This is a genomic window from Acidithiobacillus albertensis, assembly GCF_001931655.1.
Taxonomy (GTDB): Bacteria; Pseudomonadota; Gammaproteobacteria; order Acidithiobacillales; family Acidithiobacillaceae; genus Acidithiobacillus; species Acidithiobacillus thiooxidans.
This window is the reverse complement of record NZ_MOAD01000016.1, coordinates 1-22,800: the sequence shown is the minus strand read 5'-3', so window position 1 is coordinate 22,800 and position 22,800 is coordinate 1. Positions and strand designations below refer to the sequence as shown.

Genomic DNA, 22,800 nt, shown 5'->3' with positions numbered 1-22,800 from the left:
ACTCCTTGTAAGCGTACGGGTTCCTGAAAACCGCCTGGACGGGAATTACTACAGACAAAACAAGCAAATCCTGGGCCAACCTTGGCAGACATTAACATTGAATCATGGTGCATGCTCTTACAAGGGTTGCAGGATGTCATCAAAATTTTCAGCTGCTTTGCATCATTTTCGGGCAAGTGCAGAAAATAGTGCACCATACGGATGCCACTTGCCCTATTAAGGCGCACATAATCAGCGCGTAACCCAACGACAGATAGCAAAGTCACTTGGCACAATATCTGCTTAATAATTTAAACACGCTCTTGGAAGGAAGGCCAATCGAACATGGCTTCAGTTGCAGAACGCATTTTTGTCTCTCAGGGGTCAAGTCCAGAGATGCCAAACAAAGTCAAGCCACATATTAAGGGTGGGGTTGAACTGGTTCATGTGGATAAAACCTTTAGTAATGGCCTGGTCGCCACTGACGACATCAGTCTAATCATAGAACCTGGTTGTTTTTACTCTTTATTAGGTCCCTCAGGATGTGGCAAGACCACTTTGCTCAGGATGATCGCAGGTTTTGACCGGCCTGATGCTGGAGATATTCGCATCGCCGGCAAATCCATTTTAGGTATCCCCGCATACCGTCGATCTGTGAATACGGTTTTCCAGTCTTACTGCCTTTTCCCACACATGACGATTCGTAAAAATATTGAATTTGGACTGAAAATGAAAAAAATGCAGCCGCTCAAACGACGACAGCAAGTGGATGAAATGTTGGCCGGGATGCAAATTGAGCAACTGGCAGACAGGCATCCAGCGGAACTATCTGGGGGTCAAAAACAACGCGTTGCCTTAGCAAGAGCACTAATCAATGAACCAGAAGTATTACTGCTCGATGAACCACTTTCTGCTTTAGATGCCAAACTCCGTCGAGAACTACAAATAGAATTATCGAGATTGCAGAAATCCACTGGAATCACTTTTATTTTTGTCACACACGATCAACATGAAGCCATGGTCATGAGCGACAAGATCGGTATTATGCAGCATGGAAGAATTCAGCAAACTGGAAGTGCATGTGAGCTTTATGAGCATCCCAGAACTGTTTTTGTTGCACGGTTTTTAGGTCTGCAGAATATCATCAGAAAAAATGCATTGACCCATATCCCTGCATACTCATCCTCTGCGCATCACCTTACCATTCATCCTGAGCGCATCACTCTGTTTTCTCCGAATGAGTATCCACCTGAAGATTCCATGACTAATTATCGTGGAGTAATCAAGGACCGCCTGTACAAGGGTGCTCATACAGACTACGTGGTCGAATTGCAAAATGGTATAGAGCTTTTGGTTTCAGATCAGTCGCCAGTACATCATCAACGAAATCCAGGGATGCCCGTGGACGTAGTGTTTTCCAAAACTGATCTCATTCCTTTGGAGGAGTAATCGTGGCCAGGGTGTTTGCGAAAGGAATCCATTTTAGTTCATTCAAAAAAAATCCGGGCTCTGTTTTGGCGCTTCCTGGTCTAGGATGGATTATCGCATTTCTACTTTTACCCAGTTTGTTGTTTCTGCCCATTGCCCTAACTTCCACCAATCCCTATGGACTTCCCACTTTACCCATTACCCTGCATGCTCTTCGCGAAGTGGCAGGCTTTAATTTTCTGGGCTGGTCGGCGGCCAATATTCATATTATTCTGCGCTCCCTATGGCAGGGACTACTGACCACCTTGGTCAGCCTGATCGTGGCCTTTCCAGTGGCATTTTTCATCGCCAAATCGAAAAACTATCTCAAGCCACTCCTGCTGATATTAATTATCTTGCCATCGTGGACGAATCAAGTAGTCCGGGCTTATGCATGGATGGAATTACTGGGACCCAATACTTTCCTTTCTCATTTAGCGGTCAAACTGGGTTGGATAGATCAGGACATGGGTTTGTACCCTAGCACCTTAGCGGTCTTCATTGGCTTAATTTACAGCTATCTTCCCTATATGGTCATTCCCATTTATGCCGCACTTGAGGGCATGGACTGGTCACTGACTGACGCTGCCACCGATCTCTATGCCCGACCAATAGACATTTTTTTGAGAGTTATCCTTCCTCAAAGTATGGGTGGAGTGCTGGTGGGTGTCGTTCTGGTGTTGATCCCATCTTTCAGCAACTACATCATTCCAGAGCTGATGGGAGGCAATAAATCTCTCATGCTGGGAAATCTCATTGCTGATCAGTTTTCCACCACTCCCAATTGGCCCTATGGTGCTGCCTTGTCAGTATTGCTCATTCTCATGTCTTTCCTGCTACTTGCCGCTTTACGACTACTGTCCAAACTCAGTGGTACTGCACAAGGACCGATGTTATGAGGAATCGTTCAATATATTTAAACGGTAGCATGGGAATTGCCTGGTTCACCTATATATTTCTTTATGGTCCGTTGGCAATTATATTTTTATACTCGTTTGCAAAATCCGGGGTTAGTGGCCTTTCTGGAGGAATGACAGGCCACTGGTATGCAGTAATAGCCCACTCAGCCATTATTCGCTCCGCATTTCTAACCTCATTATTGTTGGCTGGAGGTTCAGCGCTCATCGCCACCTTTCTGGGTGCACTACTGGGCTATGGGCTTCACCAAATGACTGCCAGATTCAGGTCTGTTTTAAGCTATTTGGTGTATCTTCCAATTATCATGCCAAGCATTATTTTTGGCATCGCCGACATGATTTTCTTTAACATAATACACAAGCATACAGGTTTATTTAAGGCTGGATTGGTGACTATGATCATTGCTCATGTCACTTTTGAGTTACCTTATATTGCACTATTGGTATACAGCAAATTACGCAGCATGGATCCTGAACTGCGACATGCCGTTCACGATCTTTATGGAGATACGAAACAGGCTATTCGCTATTTATTTTTACCACTACTTGGCCCAACCTTATTGGGTGGTTTTTTGCTCGTATTTACACTTTCACTGGACGATCTGGTGATCAGTTTTTTCACCGCAGGTCCTGCCAGTGTCACTGTTCCCATTTACATCTATGGAGCCATCGCAAAAAAAGGGGTAACACCGGAAATTAATGCTATCGCATCGGTTCTGGTGCTTGCCAGCATTGCCATATCCTTGATTGGAACTATTTTACGCAAGGATAACAAACCAACCTAAAACCTGTTAATACTCAATTTCGTTCAACCGCCCATCACATCGCACATGGAGAATACAGCAATGAAAAAATCTATCACGAAAAATATACGCCTGGCCATTTTTTTGGCTGGAACAGCAGTGCCTGCCATTGCCTGCGCAGAACCTACCTTGTATTTATATAACTGGACTGATTATATGTCGTCAAAAATCATCAAAAAATTTGAGGCCAAATATCACTGTAAAGTTGTACAGAATTATTATAACTCTTTGGGAGAAATGGCTGCCAAGCTTGAAGCCGGCGGAGACTCTCAGTATGACATTGTTGTGCCATCCAATTACTACATCAAGCGCATGATTGATGCGGGCTTGCTAAGCAAGTTAGATTCGCATAAACTTCCTAACCTGAAGAATCTCTTGCCGCAATTTAAAAATCCGGAATACGATCCACACAACACTTATAGTGTGCCCTACCAATGGGGTATGACGGGCATCGGTTATGACAGCGCCAAGGTCAACTTACCGCCCAAGACCGATGGCTGGGCTTTACTTTTTGATCACAAAATCAATGATAAGTATCCTTTTGCATTGATGGGAGGCAGTGGACAGGATACCATCGGTGCAGCTTGTGCCTACCTGGGTTATGGATTCAACTGCACCGGAACGGCTGACTGGGAAAAAGCCGCAAAACTCATTGTTGCAACAGAGAAACGCCACAATTTTGTAGGATTTCTTGACGGTACTCCCGCACGTCATGCCCTAACAAAAGGCGTCATCGCTGCTGGCATCATGTTTAGTGGCACTATTTCTTACGACATCCTCAAACATCCCAAAAAATTTGCCCATATTCGCTATATTTTGCCAAAATCTGGCGCTGAAATATGGGTAGACAACATGTGCATTCCCAAGAATGCACCGGACAAGGCGCTGGCCTATGATTTCATCAACTTCATCTTGAGCCCAAAAATTGGTGCTGAGCTTTCCAATTATAATAACTATGCGAGCCCCAATCAGGCCTCTATACCTTATCTAAAACCATTATTAAAAACCCCTTACTATCTTCCCCCAAAAGAGGTACTGGCGCACTTGAAGTATCTACCTGAGTTGTCGGGTAAAGAACTGCAAGAATACGACCAGATTTGGACAGCTGTGCGAAGTCAATAGCCATTAGTGAAGACATTTTTTTCATCCACTCAGCAATGTAGTGTTAATTTATTTAGGTGTTAATTCAGCAGCATCGCAGGATATGAACCTGCAAGATAATTTTGGAGAATTACCATGAAATCAGAACTGCGTAAAGATAGTCTTTCTTTTCTCGAATCCATCGTCATGGGTATTGCAGGGAGTGCACCTGCCTATACTATTGCTGCCACGACCGCTGCGCTCATTAGTACAGCAGGGGTTCTGGCACCGGGAAGTCTGCTGATTTTTGCCATTCCCATGCTGGGTATCGCGTTGGCCTACAAACTTCTCAATCAACGCATGCCCAACGCCGGTGCCGCTTATGAGTGGACCTCACATCTGTTCGGGCGCCTGACAGGTTTTCTGTCGGGCTGGGCACTGCTGGTGGCATCCATGGTCTTCATGGTCACTGGCAGCATGCCGATTGCCACATCAACTCTGGATTATATTGCACCACAGCTCACTAATAGTGTCGTCGTAACCACATCAGTTGCAACCTTGTGGTTTCTGCTCATCGCTCTGGTACTCATTACCGGCATCAAACTCACCAGCAAGCTGCAAATGATCATGAGCAGCATTGAACTCATCATATTAGGTGCCGTGGGTATAGCTGCTTTCATCCATATTGGTGTACATGGTGCTGTCAATGCCTTTTCCTGGAAGTGGTTTGGTTTTGACTACACTCCTGCTGCCTTCGCGGAATCAGCACTGGTAGTCATCTTTTTTTACTGGGGATGGGACGTGACCTCCAATCTCAGTGAAGAGACAAAAAAGGGCGAAAAAAATGCCGGTAATGGCGGTTTTGGCAGTGTATTTGTGACCATCACTTTTTATGTTGCTTTTACACTCGCAGCACTTTTCCTTTTTTCTGTTAAAGATGCTTCAGGTCTTAGTGACAATATTGTCTACAACATTGCCATAGCATCTGGACTGGGTCGAACTGGAGGGTTATTGGCCTCCATAGCCGTTATCCTCTCTTCTATTGCCACACTGGAAACCACCATGTTGCAATTTTCCAGAACCTTGTTTGCCATGGGTCGCGATGGCGCTTTTACCCGTTATCTAGGCGTCGTTGACAAGCGCACTCAAACACCGGTTCGTGCCATGTATGTGTTGATTGTATTGGGAGTAGCGACACTCTGGGCATCCTCTTTCATGCCATCTATCAGTACTATCATCAATGACTCCGTCAATGCCATCGGCATCCAGGTAGCCTATTACTACGGACTTGCCGGTATGGCTGCCGCGTGGATGATGCGTGACAGCTTCAAGATTTCCTGGTACCGGGGCTTGGCTTTCAGCGCTTTTCCCGGAATCAGCGGCGTATTTTTATTTATTATGGCGGCTTATGCCGTCACCACGTTTGGCACCATCACGAATCTGGTCGGTATTGGCGGACTGGTCATTGGTTTGGTGTTTTTTCGGACTAGAAAAAAAGACACCAGCAGTCCATCCCAACCGATTATGAGTCCGGAAAGTGCCTGAGATACATTCCTGAATCACCCAACCCGGACTGGGAATGCGAAAACAGTTTTCTGGCATTCCCCAGTCCACTCAACTGAGGAGTTTGATATGTCGAGTAGTAAAGTAGCTGTGGTGACCGGTGCATCTTCCGGCATTGGTGCAGAAACCGTCCGCTTGCTTTGCGAGGCCGGCTATACCGTGTATATGGGCGCACGGCGTATGAGCCGATTAAAGATTCTAGCAGAGCAATATGGGGCTATTGCTTTGCCTCTGGATGTCACTCAGAGCCATTCTGTTCAGCATTTTGTCAGCGAATTACCTGAAAGCGTACAAGTTTTGGTTAACAATGCAGGCGGTGCATTAGGATTGGAACCGATTGCCAGCCTGAATGAGACCCAATGGTTGGACATGTATCAATCCAATGTGTTAGGGCTCGCGCGTATGAGCAAGGCCTTATATCCTCGCCTGCTCACAAAACCAGAACTCGTGTCACATGTGGTCAACATCGGCAGTGTTGCAGGATTTGAGACCTATGCGGGTGGAGCCGGTTATACGGCCTGCAAACATGCTGTTCGTGCCATCAGCGAAACCATGCGTCTTGAGTGGCTTGGCAAGCCTATCCGTGTGACGGAAATCGATCCAGGTTTTGTTGAAACCGAGTTCAGTCTCGTCCGCTTTGGCGGGGACGCCGCCAAAGCGAGCAGTGTGTATGAGGGAATGGAGCCACTGACGGCTGTAGACATTGCCGAGGCTATCGTTTGGTCTGTCAGCCGACCATCCCACGTCAACATAGATATGATGGTCGTGCGTCCGCTGGATCAGGCTCGTATTGACAAGGTCTACCGTCGCGCATGAAGACAATGTCCACATCGATGCAGCCAAAGCAGTATCCGCTTATAGGCCTTACTACCTATGCTGCGGATGCGCAGGGGCGATACACGCTGCCCCATGAATATGAACTTGCGGTAACCCGGGCAGGAGGTCTCGCCGTCTTGCTTCCTCCCGTTGAAAATCTTATTCCTCAGATCCTGGATCGCCTGGATGGTTTGGTGCTCACCGGTGGGGGAGATATTTCGCCTGCGCTTTATGGCGGTAATGCTGAACATCCAGAACTATATGGGCAAAATGAAGTGAGAGATAGTTACGATCTGGCTTTGATCAATGCTGCTCTGCCTCGACAAATACCGCTTCTGGCTATCTGTCGGGGCATGCAGATGCTGAATATAGCTTATGGAGGCAATTTACATGTCCATTTACCTGAAGCTTTTGGCGAAACAATCATCCATCGCAGTCAAGTTCCCGGTCCCTTGCCGCACCCGGTAACAATCCGCCCCAAGAGTCGGCTGGGTGAAATTGTTGGCCCTGGTCCCATGGAAATCGTCTCCTGGCATCATCAAGCCATAGATCGTGTCGGCGAAGGTTTACAGATTGCAGCCACTGCCGCCGATGGTCTAATCGAAGCGCTGGAAATCCCGGAACATTACTGGTGCATCGCCGTGCAATGGCACCCTGAGCTGGTCAGCAAAGACTATTCTTGCCAAGAAAAACTGTGGCGCGATTTTATTGCTGCTGCCATAAAATATCAATCAAATTATTCACGTTTATCTTGACAAATCCTGTATTTGTGGTTAGTGTGTTTAATATTATAGACAATGGTGAACGCGATGGTCTCTGAAGCATTTAAAGCGTGGTTTGCGGAACACGGCATTACTGAAGTGGAATGCCTTGTTCCAGATCTCACCGGCATTCCCCGTGGTAAAATCGTACCCGCCAACAAGTACCTCAAAGGAGGGACCTTGCGACTGCCTGAAGCCATATTCACTCAGACGGTGACAGGGGAATATCCCGAGGATGATGAAACTGGCTCTGATCCTGCAGTCATCGATATGCAACTGGTGCCGGATGAAAGCACCATTCGCTTGGTTCCTTGGGCCAAAGAGCCAACCGCACAAGTTATTCATGACTGTCAATATATCAATGGCGAGGCAGTCTCCATTGCCCCGCGCACGGTGCTACGTGCGGTCCTCGATCTCTACAGTGAACGAGGTTGGATACCGGTCATTGCTCCTGAACTCGAGTTTTATCTTGTGGCGCGTAACACCGATCCCGACTACCCACTGGCTTCGCCGGTAGGGCGCTCAGGACGTCAGGAATCCGGGCGGCAGTCTTACAGTATTGATGCTGTCAATGAATTCGACCCACTTTTTGAAGAAATGTATGATTTTTGCGATATGCAGCGACTGGATACTGACACACTCATTCATGAGGAAGGCGCTGGGCAAGTAGAAATCAATTTTTTGCACGGCAATCCTTTACAACTTGCCGATCAGGTTTTTCTTTTCAAGCGTACAGTTCGGGAAGTCGCTCTGCGACACGATATTTATGCTACTTTCATGGCCAAACCCATGGAAAATGAGCCTGGCAGCTCCATGCATCTGCACCAGAGCATCGTTGATCAACATACGGGTGAGAACCTTTTTTCTCTTAAAAACGGACAGGCTAGTCCAGCCTTTTATGCATTTATCGGTGGTCTTCAAAAATACTTGCCGGCAGTTATGGCAATTTTTGCCCCAAACGTCAATTCCTATCGACGATTGACCCGACATTCCGACGCGCCCATCAATTTTCAGTGGGGATACGACAATCGGACCTGCGGTCTGCGAGTTCCTCACGCCGACCCCAGCAATCTTCGGGTCGAAAATCGCGTACCCGGTGCTGATGCCAATCCCTATCTCGCCATTGCTGCCTCTTTGGCTTGTGGTTATTTAGGGATGATAGAACAACTTGAGGCCACCCCGCCCCATTGTGGGTCTGCCTACAATCTCCCCTACGCACTGCCCCGTGAACTTTCTCATGCATTAAAGTTGATGGAGCACAGTCAGAACCTGCAAAAACTTCTGGGCGAACGTTTTGTTCAGGTGTTTTCTGCAGTTAAACGATTGGAATATGAAACTTATCTCCACGTCATCAGTTCCTGGGAGCGAGAGCACTTGCTTCTCAATGTTTAATTTTTAATATGGAGGTTAATTGTGAATCCCAATGCCGAACAATTGCGTCAGAGCGATCTGGACCACTATATGCACCCCTTCACGAACACCGCGACTTTGGCTGCAGAAGGAGGTGCCCGCATTATCACCCATGCGGAAGGCCCTTATATCTGGGATATCGATGATCGAAAAATTCTCGATGGTATGGCTGGCTTATGGTGTGTAAACGTCGGTTATGGGCGACGCGAGCTGGCCGAAGCTGCTGCCCGACAAATGCAACAACTCCCTTATTATAATAGTTTTTTTAAAACGGCAACCGTACCAAGCATTGAGCTGGCGGCACGTTTGGTAGAACTCACTCCAGATGGGCTGAACCATGTTTTTTTCGCAAACTCTGGCTCAGAGGCCAATGACACTATTGTACGCATGGTTCGCTACTACTGGGAGCTCGAGGGACAACCAGAACGTCAAATCATCATTGGTCGGCAATATGGCTATCACGGCAGTACCAATGTTACTGCCAGTCTTTCCGGTAGCCACATGCACGGACAGGGTGGTGTTCCCCTTCCTGGTTTTGCCCATGTCCGTGCGCCCTACAGCTTTGGAGCCGAATCTCCCGTCACTGATCTCGACGACTTTGGCCGCGAGGCTGCTCAGGCCCTTGAAATACAGATACAGGAGCTAGGAGCTCACCGGGTGGCAGCTTTTATCGGAGAACCTGTACAGGGATCCGGAGGCATGATCATCCCGCCGTCAAGCTATTGGCCAGAAATACAACGCATCTGTAAAAAATATGACATCCTGCTCATCGCTGACGAAGTCATCACCGGGTTTGGCCGCACTGGAAGGTGGTTTGCTTCTGAACGGTACGATATCAAACCCGATCTGATGACCTTGGCTAAAGGCTTGTCCTCGGGTTACTTACCCATTTCGGCAGTGATGGTTGGAAATCGTGTGGCGGAAACCATCATTCATAAGGGTGGTGAATTCGAGCATGGTTTCACCTATTCCGGTCATCCGGTCGCGGCAGCAGTTGCTTTGGAAAACCTGCGTATTATTGAAGAAGAAAAACTGGTGGATAATGCAGACAGGGTTGGCACCTATCTGCAAGAACGTCTAAGGGAGCTGGAAACTCATCCGCTGGTTGGAGAAGTGCGTGGGGTAGGCCTTCTGGGTGCGATCGAATTGGTAAAAAACAAATCCCCCCGCCGTTTTTTCTCTGCCGTTGGGGAAGTCGGTACCCGCTGTCGCAATCATTGTTTTGCCAACGGCTTGGTCATGCGGGCGGTGCGCGACACTATGATTATTTCACCCCCTTTGATTTTTACACCCGCACACGTGGACGAATTAATCAGCAAGGCAAGCTTGGCCCTGGATCTTACCTGGTCAGACTTACAAAACCACGCCCCCGAAGGAAGCCATCATGTCCGCAGCGCATGACTATCTCACCCAATATCCACCGCAGACAGTCGATCTGATTCTGCCGGATATGAATGGACTGGCGCGCGGGAAACGCATTCCCTTCGCCATGCTCGACAAGGTACTCCAAAATGGGATCAGTTTACCCGCTTCTATTTTTGCTCTGGACATCACGGGTAACACAGTAGAAGCATCCGGTTTGGTTTGGGAGTGTGGTGACGCCGATCATCCTTGCTTTGCCCTGGAAAGTAGTTATCGCCCTGCCCTCTGGCGGGAGGCCTCCGCTGATCTCCTCCTGACAATGTCATCCGATACTGGCACGGGTTTTTTCGGCGAGCCACGCGCCCTTGCCTCCAGGATGATAGCTGACCTGGCGAAACTTGGACTGCATCCGCAAGCGGCTTTCGAGCTGGAGTTTTATCTCATTCCAAACCATCAAGGCCTTCCAGGCGTGCCGTCAACCTCCCATGCGAAAGGTGACATTCAAGTCTACGATCTCGAAAGCATTGATACGCACGCTCGATTTTTTGCTTTACTGGATAAGGCTTGTACCGCATATGATCTGCCTCTGGAAGCTGTCGTTTCAGAAAATGCTCACGGCCAATTTGAGGTCAACCTGCATTACCGTACAGACGCTCTCCTGGCTGCTGATGACGCTTGGTCCTTAAAACGGGTCATCAAAGGAATAGCCGCTGAATGCGCCTGCACTGCCTCATTCATGGCCAAGCCTTATGCAGAGGAAGCCGGTTCAGGAATGCACATCCACGTGAGCCTGGTTGACGATAAAGGGCATAATGCTTTCTCCCAGAATGGAGAATTACTCCAATATGCCTTGGGAGGGCTGCTCGATACCCTGCCTGAATCAGTAGCTCTGCTAGCCCCCCATGGGAATTCTTATCGTCGCTTTCAAGCTGGATCATATGCGCCCACCCTTGCCTGCTGGGGCGAAAACAACCGTACTGCGGCCTTGCGCATTCCCCGCTCCCCCCCTGAAGCACTGCGCATAGAACATCGCTTTGCTGGTGCCGATGCCAATCCCTATCTGGTGCTGGCCGTTGTACTCGGCGGCATCCTGCATGGTCTGCAACATCAATTATGCGCACCACCGCCGATATCAGGTAATGCCTACGAACACCTGGCGAATGAATCTGAACGTCCGATTCCACGCGATTGGCAAACTGCGCTGCAGTATCTACACGATAGTCAGCACCTAGCGTCATTGTTTGGCGAACCCTTTATCCGCCTTTTCGAAACGGTCAAAAGACATGAATTACAGGTAATGCAAAATACCTATCATCCACTTGAGTATGCCTGGTATTTCGAACGCGGCTAAGGGTTATTCATGCAACGCACCGATAATTACTATCAAGCCACCCGTAATCAATCCATGGCGCTCTTACCTTTGGATGGTTCGGTATCAACAGACGTTTCAGTGATAGGCGGTGGTCTGACTGGCGTATCAGCAGCCCTGAATCTGGCTGAGCGCGGATATACCGTCACCTTGCTGGAAGCTCAGGAAATTGGTTGGGGAGCATCGGGCCGCAATGGTGGCCAAATCGTGCCTGGTCTCGCTATCGATTTGCCCGCACTGGAAAAATTAGTTGGCCGCTCAACTGCGCAGACTCTCTGGAATTTTTCTCTGGAAGCCATTGCAACCATCCGTCAACGAGTTGAAAAACACAATATCCAGTGCGACTTACACTGGGGATATTTGCATGCAGCCATCAAGGATCGCCAGGTTAAAGAGCTCGAGCATTGGCAGCATGCACTGGAGCAAATGGATTATCCTGCTACCCAACTTTTGAGGGGTGAGGCACTCCGCACAGCAATCGATAGTCCTCGTTATAGGGCAGCGCTTTTTGACCCCGAGGGAGGTCAACTCCACCCTCTCAACTATACCCTTGGTCTGGCCCAGGCGGCCATTGACGCTGGAGCGAATTTATATGCGCATAGCCCTGTCAAAAAAATCAATCCAGGTCGGAAAATTCTTATTCAAACCGATAAAGGGCAAGTAGAGTCCGATTTTCTGCTGGTCTGTGGTAACGCCTATCTGGGAAAGCTGCTTCCCGATATCAGCGCATATGTCATGCCCGTGGGTACTTATATTGCTGCTACCGAAATATTGGGAGAACGCCGCGCCCATGCTCTGATTCCCAGTCTCGCTGCCGTAGCTGATCTCAATTTTGTGTTGGATTACTTCCGCTTGTCAGAAGATCATCGGCTCCTTTTTGGAGGCCGTGTGAGTTATTCAACATTGCCTCCACCGCAGCTAAAAGAAGCCATGTTGCGAAGAATGCGCCAGGTTTTTCCTCAACTATCAGGAATACAAGCCGACTATGCATGGGGTGGCAACGTCGCTATCACCCGCAATCGTGCACCACATTTTGGACGCATTAATGACAATATTTTTTTCGCTCAGGGTTTTTCAGGACACGGCGTGGCACTTACTGGATGGGCCGGTAAACTGATGGCAGAGATCATAGCCAAACAGTCCACCGACTTCGATGTGTTCGCACGCATCCCTCACCACAAGTTTCCTGGCGGCCCCTGGTTCCGCACCCCCACCCTCTTGCTTGCCACCACCGCGTTTCGCCTCATGGATCTTTTGTAATAGGAGACTGACATGTCCACAACACCTTCACTACAAGCCTTTTGGATGCCCTTTACCGCCAACCGTCAATTCAAGTCGGCCCCACGTCTCCTGGAAAAAGCTCAGGGTATGTATTACTGGGATACGGAAGGACGAGAGATCCTCGACTCTACGGCAGGGCTATGGTGCGTTAACGCGGGACATTGTCGAACAGAAATTCAGGAGGCCATCGCCAAGCAAAGTGCGCAAATGGATTTTGCGCCCACCTTTCAAATGGGGCATCCGCTCCCTTTTATCTTTGCTGAACGCTTGATCCAACATAGTCCTCAAGGTCTGGACCACGTATTTTTCACCAACTCCGGCTCTGAATCTGCAGATACCGCTCTCAAAATTGCTCTGGCTTATCACTATGCTCGCGGCGACAAGGAACGTAACTTGCTCATCGGTCGCGAAAAAGCCTATCACGGCGTCGGTTTTGGTGGCATTTCAGTCGGTGGTTTACCCAATAACCGGCGTGCTTTCACCAATTTGTTGCATACGGATCATTTGCCACACACCCTGGATCAGGAACAAAACCGTTTCACCCGAGGTCTGCCCCATTTTGGCGTAGAACGTGCCGACGCTTTAAATCAGCTCATCGAAAAGCATGGCGCAGAACGTATTGCCGCTGTCATCGTCGAACCCGTCGCTGGATCGGCTGGCGTCATTGTCCCGCCAGCGGGGTACCTGCAACGTCTTCGGGAAATCTGTACGAAGCATGGCATCCTGTTGATTTTCGACGAGGTCATCACCGGCTTTGGGCGTCTGGGCACCCCTTTCGCCAGTCAGTTTTTTGATGTCATCCCGGATATTTTGACCACCGCCAAAGGCTTGACCAATGCGGCTGTTCCCATGGGTGCCGTCTTTGCCAGTAACGCTATCTATGACACTTTAATGAACGGACCGATCGAACAAATTGAGTTTTTCCATGGTTACACCTACTCCGGGCATCCCTTGGCCTGTGCGGCAGGGCTAGCAGCTCTGGATATCTACGAGAACGAGGAGTTATTGACCCGGGGAGCCAAGATGGCGGGAGCTTTTGAAGAGATGGTACACAGTCTCAGCGGAGAACCCCATGTCGTCGATGTACGCAACCTTGGTCTCATGGCCGCCATCGAACTGAAACCCCGTTCGGGCGCAGCAGGCTCTCGCGGCTATGACATCATGCGGGAAGCCTTGAAGCGGGGGCTCCTGATCCGTCTCACCGGCGATACGATTGCTCTGTCGCCACCTCTCATTATTGAGCCTTCCCACATGGATCGTATTTTCCACACTCTGCGCGATGTTTTGCGCACCACTGCATGAGGTTTTATATGAAAATTGGCATACCCAAGGAAATCAAAAACAACGAGTATCGCGTCGGAATGACACCCGCCGGAGTACGAGAACTGTGTACACACGGTCATGAAGTCATCGTGGAACACCAGGCAGGAATGGGAATTGGCAAAAGTGATGAAGATTACCAACGCGCGGGCGCACGCATTGTGAATGACCCCGCTACAGTGTTTGGCGAAGCAGAAATGATCGTCAAGGTAAAAGAGCCTCAAGCTGAGGAGTGTCGGCGTCTTCGTCCAGGACAAGTGCTCTTTACTTATCTTCACCTCGCCCCGGATCCACGTCAGGCGGAACTTCTGATGGAGTCTGGCGCTGTGGCTATCGCTTACGAAACCGTTACCGATGCTCAAGGGCGTCTGCCACTCCTGGCACCCATGAGTGAAGTCGCCGGACGTATGGCTGTGCAAGTAGGCGCACATTCCCTGGAAAAAACGGCAGGAGGCGCCGGTATTCTCCTGGCTGGTGTTCCCGGTGTCATGCCAGCCAAGGTCGTGGTTCTCGGCGGTGGCATTGTAGGTTTGAATAGTGCTCGACTTGCTCTCGGATTAGGCGCTGATGTTACCATCCTGGATAAATCCTTGCCTCGATTGGCTGAAATAGATGGAATCCATGGCCCGGCATTGAAAACTCTTTTTGCCACCAGTGAATCGGTTGAAGAGGCAGTTTTTGAGGCGGATCTCGTCATCGGCGCTGTATTGGTTCCGGGTGCCAGCGCCCCCAAACTGGTCACCCGAGCCATGCTGGAACACATGAAACCGGGAAGTGTTTTGGTCGACGTAGCTATTGATCAGGGAGGGTGTTTTGAAACCAGCCGCCCCACAACGCACGCCGAACCCACTTATGTTATCAGTAATATTGTGCACTATTGTGTTGCCAATATGCCTGGGGCCGTCGCCCGTACTTCGACCTATGCTCTGACTAATGCCACGCTTCCCTACACCCTGAGTCTGGCAAATCTAGGCTGGCGGAAAGCGGTGGCCAGCAACCCTCACCTGCGCAATGGACTGAACGTGGCAGATGGGCAGATCGTCCATCCGGCGGTGGCTACTGCGCTGGGCAAACCCCTTCTACCGGTTGAAACATTACTTTGAGGAGGATGTGCTGATGGATACATTACCTGACAAATCCTACTGGGCAGAACTTGCCAGCAAATTACATTTTCCGTGTGATCTACTGATTGATGGAAAGTGGCAGAATGCGCTTTCTGGTAAACGTTTTCTCACAATCAACCCAGCCACTGGTTCAACCCTTGCAGCAGTTGCCGAAGCTGATAGCGAAGATGTCAATCTGGCCGTGCTCAGCGCCCGCACTGCTTTCAATGATGGACGCTGGTCTGGTTTACCCCCGAGGGAACGTGGGAAACGCCTCATCGCTCTTGCCCATCTCATCGAAAACCATCGCAAGGAGCTGGCCTTGCTCGAAACGCTGGATGTCGGCAAACCAATTCGCGACAGTTATCACGTTGACCTACCGGGCGTCGCACGAACTTTTGCCTGGCATGGCGAAGCTGTGGATAAAGTTTATGATCAGATTGCACCGACAGGCTCTGATTCCATCGGCATGATTACACGGGAACCTTTGGGCGTGGTTGCTGCCGTAGTCCCGTGGAATTTTCCCCTGGAAATGGCCGCTTGGAAGGTAGCCCCCGCCCTGGCGACAGGTAACAGTGTTATTCTCAAGCCAGCGGAGCAGTCTCCCCTTACCGCCCTGCGACTGGGGGAACTCGCCTTAGAGGCTGGGATTCCTCCGGGTGTTCTCAATGTACTTCCGGGTTTTGGTCCGACTGCGGGTAAAGCTTTGGGCATGCATCCTGACGTTGATTGCCTTGCTTTTACGGGCTCCACAGAGGTAGGAAAATATTTTCTGCAATATGCTGGTCAATCCAACATGAAACGCGTCTGGCTGGAATGCGGAGGGAAAAGTCCCAACATCGTTTTTGCTGACTGCAGTGATTTAAATGCTGCAGCAGAAGCAGCTAGCACAGCCATTTTCTTTAATCAGGGTGAAGTGTGCAGCGCCGGATCACGTTTGCTCGTAGAGAATACTATTCGCGATATATTCGTCGATAAGGTAATTGCTGCTGGCAAGGATCTTCAACCCGGCGATCCTTTGGATCCAGAGACGCGTATTGGTGCCATTGTCAGCGATGAGCAAATGCAAAGAGTTATGGGCTACATTCAGCGTGGAAGTCAAGAAGGAGCCCGCATCCGGATGGGTGGGAAACGGCTCCATAGTGCGAGCGGAGGATTTTATCTGGCCCCCACCATATTTGATGATGTCACCAGCACCATGACCATCGCTCAAGAAGAGATTTTTGGTCCCGTCTTGTCAGTCATGGGCTTTGATACTGAGGAAGAAGCCATTCGGATCGCCAACGAGAGCATTTATGGCTTGGGTGCAGCAGTTTGGTCAAGCAACATCCATCGTGCTCACCGAGTGGCCAAAAAACTTCACGCAGGCACTGTGTGGATCAATACCTATGAGGAAGGAGATGCTACAGTTCCATTCGGAGGGTTCAAACAGTCCGGCTTCGGCCGAGATAAGTCCCTCCATGCCATGGATAAATACAGTGACCTCAAGACTACCTGGGTTCACATTGATTCAGATAATTGAGGAACACCACATTTGCTTTACCCGCAGCCATGTCGTTATAATTTCATGACAAGAGTTGCGGGTTTTACTTACCCTGATCATGCTGCATGATAATTCAGTACAAACTCATTTCAAGGAGGTTTCCTAGACTGTGTTATTTCTATTTGGGCCGAGCAGATTCCAGTATGTATTAAATACTTGTTGTTGGGGTGTTGTTCCTGCAAAGTGCAGAATGATCAGTGATTGATAATGATGACATAGGCCAGCGTTTACAGCTGGTAAGAAAAATATATGGCTTAACCCAAAGGGAGCTATCACGACGGGCAGGTGTTACCAACGGTACAATATCACTGATTGAACAGAATCGTGTCAGCCCTTCGATCAGTTCTCTTAAAAAGATTCTGGATGGTATTCCTTTATCCATATCCGAGTTTTTCACGCTGGATTTAGTCCCTACAGAAGACGTTTTTTTTCGTGCCGCTGAAATGCCAGATATTGCTGTAGGTAACAATATTATAATGCGCTTATTAGGCCGCAAAACCAAAGGGAGGTTGATGCAAATTCTGCACGAATGCTACGAGCCTGGTGCAGACACAGGGGAATCCATGCTACGACACGAAGGTGAGGAAGGTGGCATTGTCATCAAGGGCAGCATTCAACTAACCGTCGGCGACCGTGTTGAAGCCCTGCATAAAGGCGATGGTTACTACTTCAACAGCCGTCTTCCCCATCGCTTTCTAAACAATGGTTCTGAAACTTGCGAAATCATCAGCGCCAATAGTCCACCGAGTTTCTGATTTAAATATGGTAAGTGTTAATGCAACTCCATTAATACGAGTATGATGAGCACTAAGAGCAGCACCAAAATACGTAAAACAAGCACCTCTCGAATCGGCCATCGTGGCTCTGAATTTCTAGAACTTTCTAGTTGGCTTAGCTTCTCCATATTATCCATATCATAAAGTACTTCAAGCGTATCGGAATAACGTGCATTTGGATCCGTTTCAATCATTTTTGCCAGTATGCGATCCAGCCATCCTGGGCAGTCTCCCCGAAATCTCCGTAAAGACCGGTATCCATGTGTATCTATAGGTGATTTATCTTGGGAAAACATACGGTAAAGTGTTACCCCTAATGCATAGACATCAGATCGACTATCACCAAGTCCGCCCCTGAACATCTCCGGCGACATGTAAGCCAGTGTTCCTGGAGCTTCCTTAGGCGCAGGATCCAAAGCCCCAGGTATCCGAGCAAAGCCGTAATCAAGAAGAATGACGCCACCATCATCCAAAAGCATTATGTTGTCTGGTTTTACATCCCGGTGGAAAATATGAAGGCGATGCAATTCATACAACCCATGCGCCACCATGCGCGCAATATCCAGACCTTCAGACCACGAAACGATGCCCTGCCGTATGCGACCAGACAAAGTCTGTCCTCGATAATAGGGGAAGACCGTATAGACCTGACTGATTGATCGATTATCAGCGCCGGAGCTAGCCAACCAAGGGCTAGAGACTATTGACGCCACCCAATTTTCTTTAGCGAAAGATCTTCGTACATTTTCATCCCCCTGCGCCGTAGACTTTGGAAATTTGAGCACTTTCAATTCCCCATCCTTTTTCTGGTCGCTAGCAAGAAATAAGGCACTATAATATCCATCATGCAGTTTTTTTTGAATTTTGTAATCGTCTATCAACGCTCCCAAAGCAGGCACATGCCCTACTGGAACAGAAAATATTGTGTCCTCAAAAAATCTTAAGCTTTTTCGTGGAAGCTGCGCCAGCTCAATGATACCTACAGAAGCATCGTCCGAAGAACCGTTCGCACGAGCAAGGTCAACCAACTGTCGCGCCGTCTCCATGGCTGAGGGGGTTGACAATAAAATTTCTCGTAGTTCTGTTCCGGCCAGATATTTGTAACAACCATCAGAAAGAAGCAAAAGTAGATCATGATCTTCGACATCTACTTGGACAACCTCCGCCTGTAACGCCTCATCCAGTCCGGCTGCTCTGGATATGAAGTGACCACCGCCAATTTTCATCACATGATCAGTAGTCAACAAATGCAACTGCTGGTGTCGCCATCGATAACAACGGACATCTCCGGCAAAACATACAAAGCACTCCCAACCACGTAGAGCCACTGCACAAAAAACCGCCGCCATACCATCCAAATCTGGGTCTCTTCGGGAAAGCCAGTAAAGCGATTTATTCACAGCAGCAAGACTACGCGCCAGTGCCTGTTCTATGGAAAATGTGCTCGGAAGTTGCTGATAGCCCTCGATCAATTGCCTGACCAATAATTCAGATGCCACACGTCCACTTTTCCCGCCACTCATCCCATCTGCCAGAACCAATAAATTACCTCGTGTCACTCTTTGGTTACTTTCTCCTACTGCAAACGCAAGGTAGTCTTCATTTTCTTTGAACTCTGATGCAGATTTTGAATACTGGATAACCCGATATAACAATTGGCCACCTTCTCCAAAAATTTCCTGAGCATCTTCAAATTCGCCGGTAAACATGGAAATCTACCTCCCTATAAATTAATAAAAACCCCCGGGATAAGCCGGGGGCTGACATTATCCTGAACCAGGATTATAGATTAAAAAACTACTTCCTCTGAAATACATAAGAGGATTGCGATTCCAGATCTTCGCTCATTTTTTCCAGTATCTGTGGCGCAGTTTTCTTAATTCTGAACAACCAAACCAATCCCAATGCTAAGTAAACAAAATAGATGTAAGGCAATATATTGTAAGGGTATGAAGGAACAGGATATAGTGCACCAAAGAATGCCCCCCCCATAGCCACAACCCCAATTACTGAATAAAATATGTTACGCACTTTGAGTTGCCCCTGCTTAGCCAAGTAGACGGGCGCAGCGATACTGATAAGAATATAAGCCGTAATAAATCCAAAGGTAGACACCGTCCCAGTAATATCATAAGTATTCATTGGTCCTTGGGATAACAAAAAAAGAGGGACCAGAATGGCGAGAACCGTAGCAATAAGGATAGCTATATAGGGTGTCTGATGTTTGACGTGAACCAAACCCATAGAACGGTGAATAAACTGATAACGCCCCATGGAAAAAAGCAATCTTGCTCCCGCATTAATGCTTGCTATAACACAGGCAAAGGCACTTGCTGAAGCCAGTACATAAACAAAGAAAACTGCAGAAGTGCCACCCCCAAGACCTTGGACCACAGCCTTAAGAGGAGAAGCATCATTGCCAAGAGCAGCTGCATTATTACCATAAGCTATCACCATGGTATATGCCACAAACATGAAAAATCCTCCGGCCACCAACATAGTCGTAATCACCGCACGAGGAATGGTTGTCAGGGGAGACCGGGTTTCCTTACCAAGGGTGACGGCGCTTTCAAATCCTACGAAAGAAAAAATTGCCATAACACTCGCTTCCATCATCCCGTGTGTAGTCGCACCCTTCAACATAAACTGTGATGAATCCAAGATCAATTCAGGATGCCTTACACAAGAAATAACCAGCAGAATCGAAATAATAGTTACCGAAACAATTTCGATGCCAACACTTAATCGGGAAGAAAACTTGATGTCTTTGTAACAGAGATAACCAGCTAACAACCCCACAATAGTATATAAAATCCAGTTTGCAGTATTGAATCCTAGTGAGTGGAGCCCAATCTTGACAAAAAATCCGGTCCCAGCAAGCACTGCCATTGCACAAGCGATATACGCCGCAACAAGAGCAAACCCCGCCATTCCTCCAAGTAACGGGCCTAATGAACGCGAAATAAATACAAAGAATGATCCGGCTGCGGAGAAACGTCTAGCCAAAGTGGCAATATTGAGGCCTACAAAAAGCAATGCGATCGCAGCCAGTCCGTAGACCAACCAACTTCCCAGTCCTGCAAGCGAAACCACTGCAACAATATTCAATACCGGGGTCAGCGTGGGAGATACATTCGCAACAGACTGCCCTACAGCCTCAGTAAACCCAAGGCTGGATTCCTTTAAATTAGTACCTTCCAACATTTCAGTAGACATTGTTTAATACCTCTCGAGGTTTATTCCAAAATACTCCGTTGAAACTACCATTCTTGTTAAGCAAATATCATTCCTAACAGGAAACATGATCAGCTTTTTGTTTGAGATAGGAAAATTTCATTCATGCAGCACGATCCATTCTAAGCTTGGGTTTTCTGCACCAATATAAAGCAGCCCTGCACCCATCTGGGTCAAAGTGCACTACTAGCACTTTACTTGTCCAAGATAACAGGGTGGATATTCACTGCTATGCTATCTTCCCCGTAAGTTGTAAACCATCTTACGATTTCAGACTTGTCGCCTGAATATCGTTAGATTTCGTGAAAGACAATAACGCCTATAAATTTTACTCATTTAACTAATCCATAAATAGCCTTAGTTCATTAAGGAAAATTACCTGACAATATATATTGTTGATTATTTCCAGCTCTCGTTCGTGCAGCTCCTGAGTTGCCGCAGTACACGCATCTTCTATCAATATCACGTCGAAACTTTCATCCGCTAGACTGCGTACAGTTGACGATACACACTGATCTGTAAAAATCCCACAAACGACTACTTGCCTAATTTCCATATTACGAAATATCAAACTTAAATTTGTACCTGTTGTTGCTGAATCTGTAGTTTTCGTGACTACTATTTCATCGTTGAGTGGTTTTAGTTCATCTACAATTTGGGACTTATCACTCAAAAATGGTAACAGAATATTGTTAAATCCTGGTCTCTTTTGACTAAGTGACCGATCTCGGCCATCTTCTGTGAGACAAGCAATTCGGGCAAAAAAAACAGGAAGGTGTTTTTCTCGGAAAAAATTAATCAAGCTTTTAGCATTGGGAATCACTTGGTGTAGTAGCCTGCCCCTAAATTCTGCCCACACATTATCTACAGATCTGGTGGCATGCTCCTGGGGAGGTTCTTCAAGATATACGTTTTGAATATCAATCACCAGTAAGGCCATATGATGCAGATCCACCTGCAAATCAGGAATTTCCGCATCAGCATAATAAAAAGACCTGTGACGATTTTTCCAATCTAAGGTAGGCTTATTCATAATACTGCTTCCATAGATTCTGGGAGAATTTGTCCACCATCCACTACAATGCCCTGGCCAGTAATATATCCAGCCTGTTCACTGGCTAGAAATACCACCAGCGCGCCGATGTCAGCCACTTCTCCTAAGCGCTTCATAGGAATGGCTTTCGTCATTTTGGCTACATAATCAGACCCCATAGCGGCTAACCCTTCGGTCATAATATTTCCTGGTAGAACAGCATTGACAGAAATACCATAAGGGGCCAGCTCCAATGCTGCCGAGCGCATAAATCCTAATTGAGCCGCCTTAGTGGCTCCGTAATGAGACCATCCAGGAAAGCCAGTGATTGGCCCTGTAATAGATGAAGTAATAATGATTCGACCAGCAGAGCTTTTTTTCAACACTGGCAAGGCTGCCTGCACCGCAAAGATAGTCCCGTTAACATTGATGGCAAAGATATCGTCTAAAATTTCGGGTGTTAACTCTTCGAGACTTGCTGAAGGGAAAATACCCGCATTTGCACATACTACGTCAAGCCCCCCAAAATATTCCTGAACCCGTTTTACGGCCATTTGCATGGCTGGGTAATCTGTTACATCTGCTTCCAGGCAGAGGGGCTTGGGCAGGTGCTGTTCAGTGAACTCAGTCTCAAGTCTTGCCCTGAAATCATTTGAACGACTGACAACTGCCACATCGTAACCTGCACCAGACAGGGCCATAGCCATGCCCTTACCAATTCCACGCCCTCCCCCCGTAATCATGGCCACCCGACGCTTTGACATTAGTTGCCCCCTAGAATTACCCATGATAAGAATGTCAGATGCATTAACCATGCCCAAAAAATGTTTTTAGGGTGTCAAACAGCGTTTAAAAATGACCAGGTAACAGCGTATATTTTTGACCAGTTTTAGAGGGGGTGGCTGCGACGTTTTTTGAACCGGTAAGAATCGTTTCCGGTCTCCAGAATATCGCAGTGGTGGGTCAGTCGATCGAGAAGCGCC

General features: G+C 48.0%; 20 protein-coding genes. 15 read left to right on the top strand and 5 right to left on the bottom strand.

Going from position 1 to position 22,800, the window contains the following annotated elements; genetic code table 11:
• Positions 1–324: 324 nt before the first annotated feature.
• The 15 genes from BLW97_RS15975 to BLW97_RS15905 all read left to right on the top strand — a co-directional run bounded on the left by BLW97_RS15975 (position 325) and on the right by BLW97_RS15905 (position 17,529).
• Positions 325–1,428, top strand: coding sequence for an ABC transporter ATP-binding protein (locus BLW97_RS15975; protein WP_143214942.1), 1,104 nt, complete (start codon positions 325–327; stop codon positions 1,426–1,428).
• 2 nt (positions 1,429–1,430) lie between these two features.
• Positions 1,431–2,345, top strand: coding sequence for an ABC transporter permease (locus BLW97_RS15970; protein ID WP_075323906.1), 915 nt, complete (start codon positions 1,431–1,433; stop codon positions 2,343–2,345).
• Positions 2,342–3,148 carry an ABC transporter permease gene (locus BLW97_RS15965; RefSeq protein WP_075323905.1) on the top strand — a complete coding sequence of 269 codons (807 nt, stop codon included), beginning with the start codon at positions 2,342–2,344 and terminating at the stop codon, positions 3,146–3,148. The genes BLW97_RS15970 and BLW97_RS15965 overlap by 4 nt, the downstream gene beginning before the upstream one ends.
• Positions 3,149–3,208: 60 nt before the next feature.
• Positions 3,209–4,288 carry an ABC transporter substrate-binding protein gene (locus BLW97_RS15960; RefSeq protein WP_075323904.1) on the top strand — a complete coding sequence of 360 codons (1,080 nt, stop codon included), beginning with the start codon at positions 3,209–3,211 and terminating at the stop codon, positions 4,286–4,288.
• Between the two features lie 114 nt (positions 4,289–4,402).
• Positions 4,403–5,791 (top strand): APC family permease, encoded by a 1,389-nt coding sequence (locus tag BLW97_RS15955; protein ID WP_075323903.1) that lies wholly within the window; start codon positions 4,403–4,405, stop codon positions 5,789–5,791.
• Positions 5,792–5,878: 87 nt separating this feature from the next.
• The gene (locus BLW97_RS15950) at positions 5,879–6,625 is read left to right on the top strand and encodes an SDR family NAD(P)-dependent oxidoreductase (protein ID WP_075323902.1); all 747 of its coding nucleotides are present in this window, start codon (positions 5,879–5,881) and stop codon (positions 6,623–6,625) included.
• Between the two features lie 5 nt (positions 6,626–6,630).
• Positions 6,631–7,380: a gamma-glutamyl-gamma-aminobutyrate hydrolase family protein gene (locus tag BLW97_RS15945; protein WP_075323913.1), complete on the top strand. Its 750-nt coding sequence runs from the start codon at positions 6,631–6,633 to the stop codon at positions 7,378–7,380.
• Between the two features lie 54 nt (positions 7,381–7,434).
• Entirely contained in the window at positions 7,435–8,778 is a 1,344-nt protein-coding gene (locus BLW97_RS15940; RefSeq protein WP_075323901.1) for a glutamine synthetase family protein, read from the top strand.
• Between the two features lie 21 nt (positions 8,779–8,799).
• Positions 8,800–10,197, top strand: coding sequence for an aspartate aminotransferase family protein (locus BLW97_RS15935; protein ID WP_207650634.1), 1,398 nt, complete (start codon positions 8,800–8,802; stop codon positions 10,195–10,197).
• Positions 10,181–11,509 (top strand): glutamine synthetase family protein, encoded by a 1,329-nt coding sequence (locus BLW97_RS15930; protein WP_075323899.1) that lies wholly within the window; start codon positions 10,181–10,183, stop codon positions 11,507–11,509. The genes BLW97_RS15935 and BLW97_RS15930 overlap by 17 nt, the downstream gene beginning before the upstream one ends.
• A 9-nt stretch (positions 11,510–11,518) precedes the next feature.
• Complete coding sequence (locus BLW97_RS19830) at positions 11,519–12,787, top strand: NAD(P)/FAD-dependent oxidoreductase (RefSeq protein WP_075323898.1); 1,269 nt, start codon at positions 11,519–11,521, stop codon at positions 12,785–12,787.
• A gap of 12 nt (positions 12,788–12,799) precedes the next feature.
• The gene (gene aptA, locus BLW97_RS19825; RefSeq protein WP_075323897.1) at positions 12,800–14,110 is read left to right on the top strand and encodes an omega-aminotransferase AptA; all 1,311 of its coding nucleotides are present in this window, start codon (positions 12,800–12,802) and stop codon (positions 14,108–14,110) included.
• Between the two features lie 8 nt (positions 14,111–14,118).
• On the top strand, positions 14,119–15,231 hold the full coding sequence (gene ald, locus BLW97_RS15915) for an alanine dehydrogenase (protein WP_075323896.1): 1,113 nt from the start codon (positions 14,119–14,121) through the stop codon (positions 15,229–15,231).
• 13 nt (positions 15,232–15,244) lie between these two features.
• A complete protein-coding gene (locus BLW97_RS15910) occupies positions 15,245–16,753 on the top strand; it encodes an aldehyde dehydrogenase (protein ID WP_075323895.1) in 1,509 nt (502 codons plus the stop codon).
• Between the two features lie 218 nt (positions 16,754–16,971).
• Positions 16,972–17,529, top strand: coding sequence for a cupin domain-containing protein (locus BLW97_RS15905; RefSeq protein WP_077218502.1), 558 nt, complete (start codon positions 16,972–16,974; stop codon positions 17,527–17,529).
• 17 nt (positions 17,530–17,546) lie between these two features.
• Here BLW97_RS15905 and BLW97_RS15900 read toward each other — a convergent pair whose 3' ends face one another.
• The 5 genes from BLW97_RS15900 to BLW97_RS19185 form a co-directional block, all read right to left on the bottom strand.
• Positions 17,547–19,259 carry a bifunctional protein-serine/threonine kinase/phosphatase gene (locus BLW97_RS15900; RefSeq protein ID WP_075323894.1) on the bottom strand — a complete coding sequence of 571 codons (1,713 nt, stop codon included), beginning with the start codon at positions 19,257–19,259 and terminating at the stop codon, positions 17,547–17,549.
• A gap of 88 nt (positions 19,260–19,347) precedes the next feature.
• Positions 19,348–20,766 (bottom strand): APC family permease, encoded by a 1,419-nt coding sequence (locus BLW97_RS15895; protein WP_075323893.1) that lies wholly within the window; start codon positions 20,764–20,766, stop codon positions 19,348–19,350.
• Between the two features lie 358 nt (positions 20,767–21,124).
• A complete protein-coding gene (locus BLW97_RS15890; protein WP_075323892.1) occupies positions 21,125–21,817 on the bottom strand; it encodes a cysteine hydrolase family protein in 693 nt (230 codons plus the stop codon).
• Positions 21,814–22,560: a 3-oxoacyl-ACP reductase FabG gene (gene fabG, locus BLW97_RS15885; RefSeq protein ID WP_207650633.1), complete on the bottom strand. Its 747-nt coding sequence runs from the start codon at positions 22,558–22,560 to the stop codon at positions 21,814–21,816. The genes BLW97_RS15890 and fabG overlap by 4 nt, the downstream gene beginning before the upstream one ends.
• Before the next feature lie 146 nt (positions 22,561–22,706).
• On the bottom strand, positions 22,707–22,800 hold a 94-nt coding region (locus BLW97_RS19185; RefSeq protein ID WP_242947823.1), incomplete at its 5' end, for an ATP-binding protein.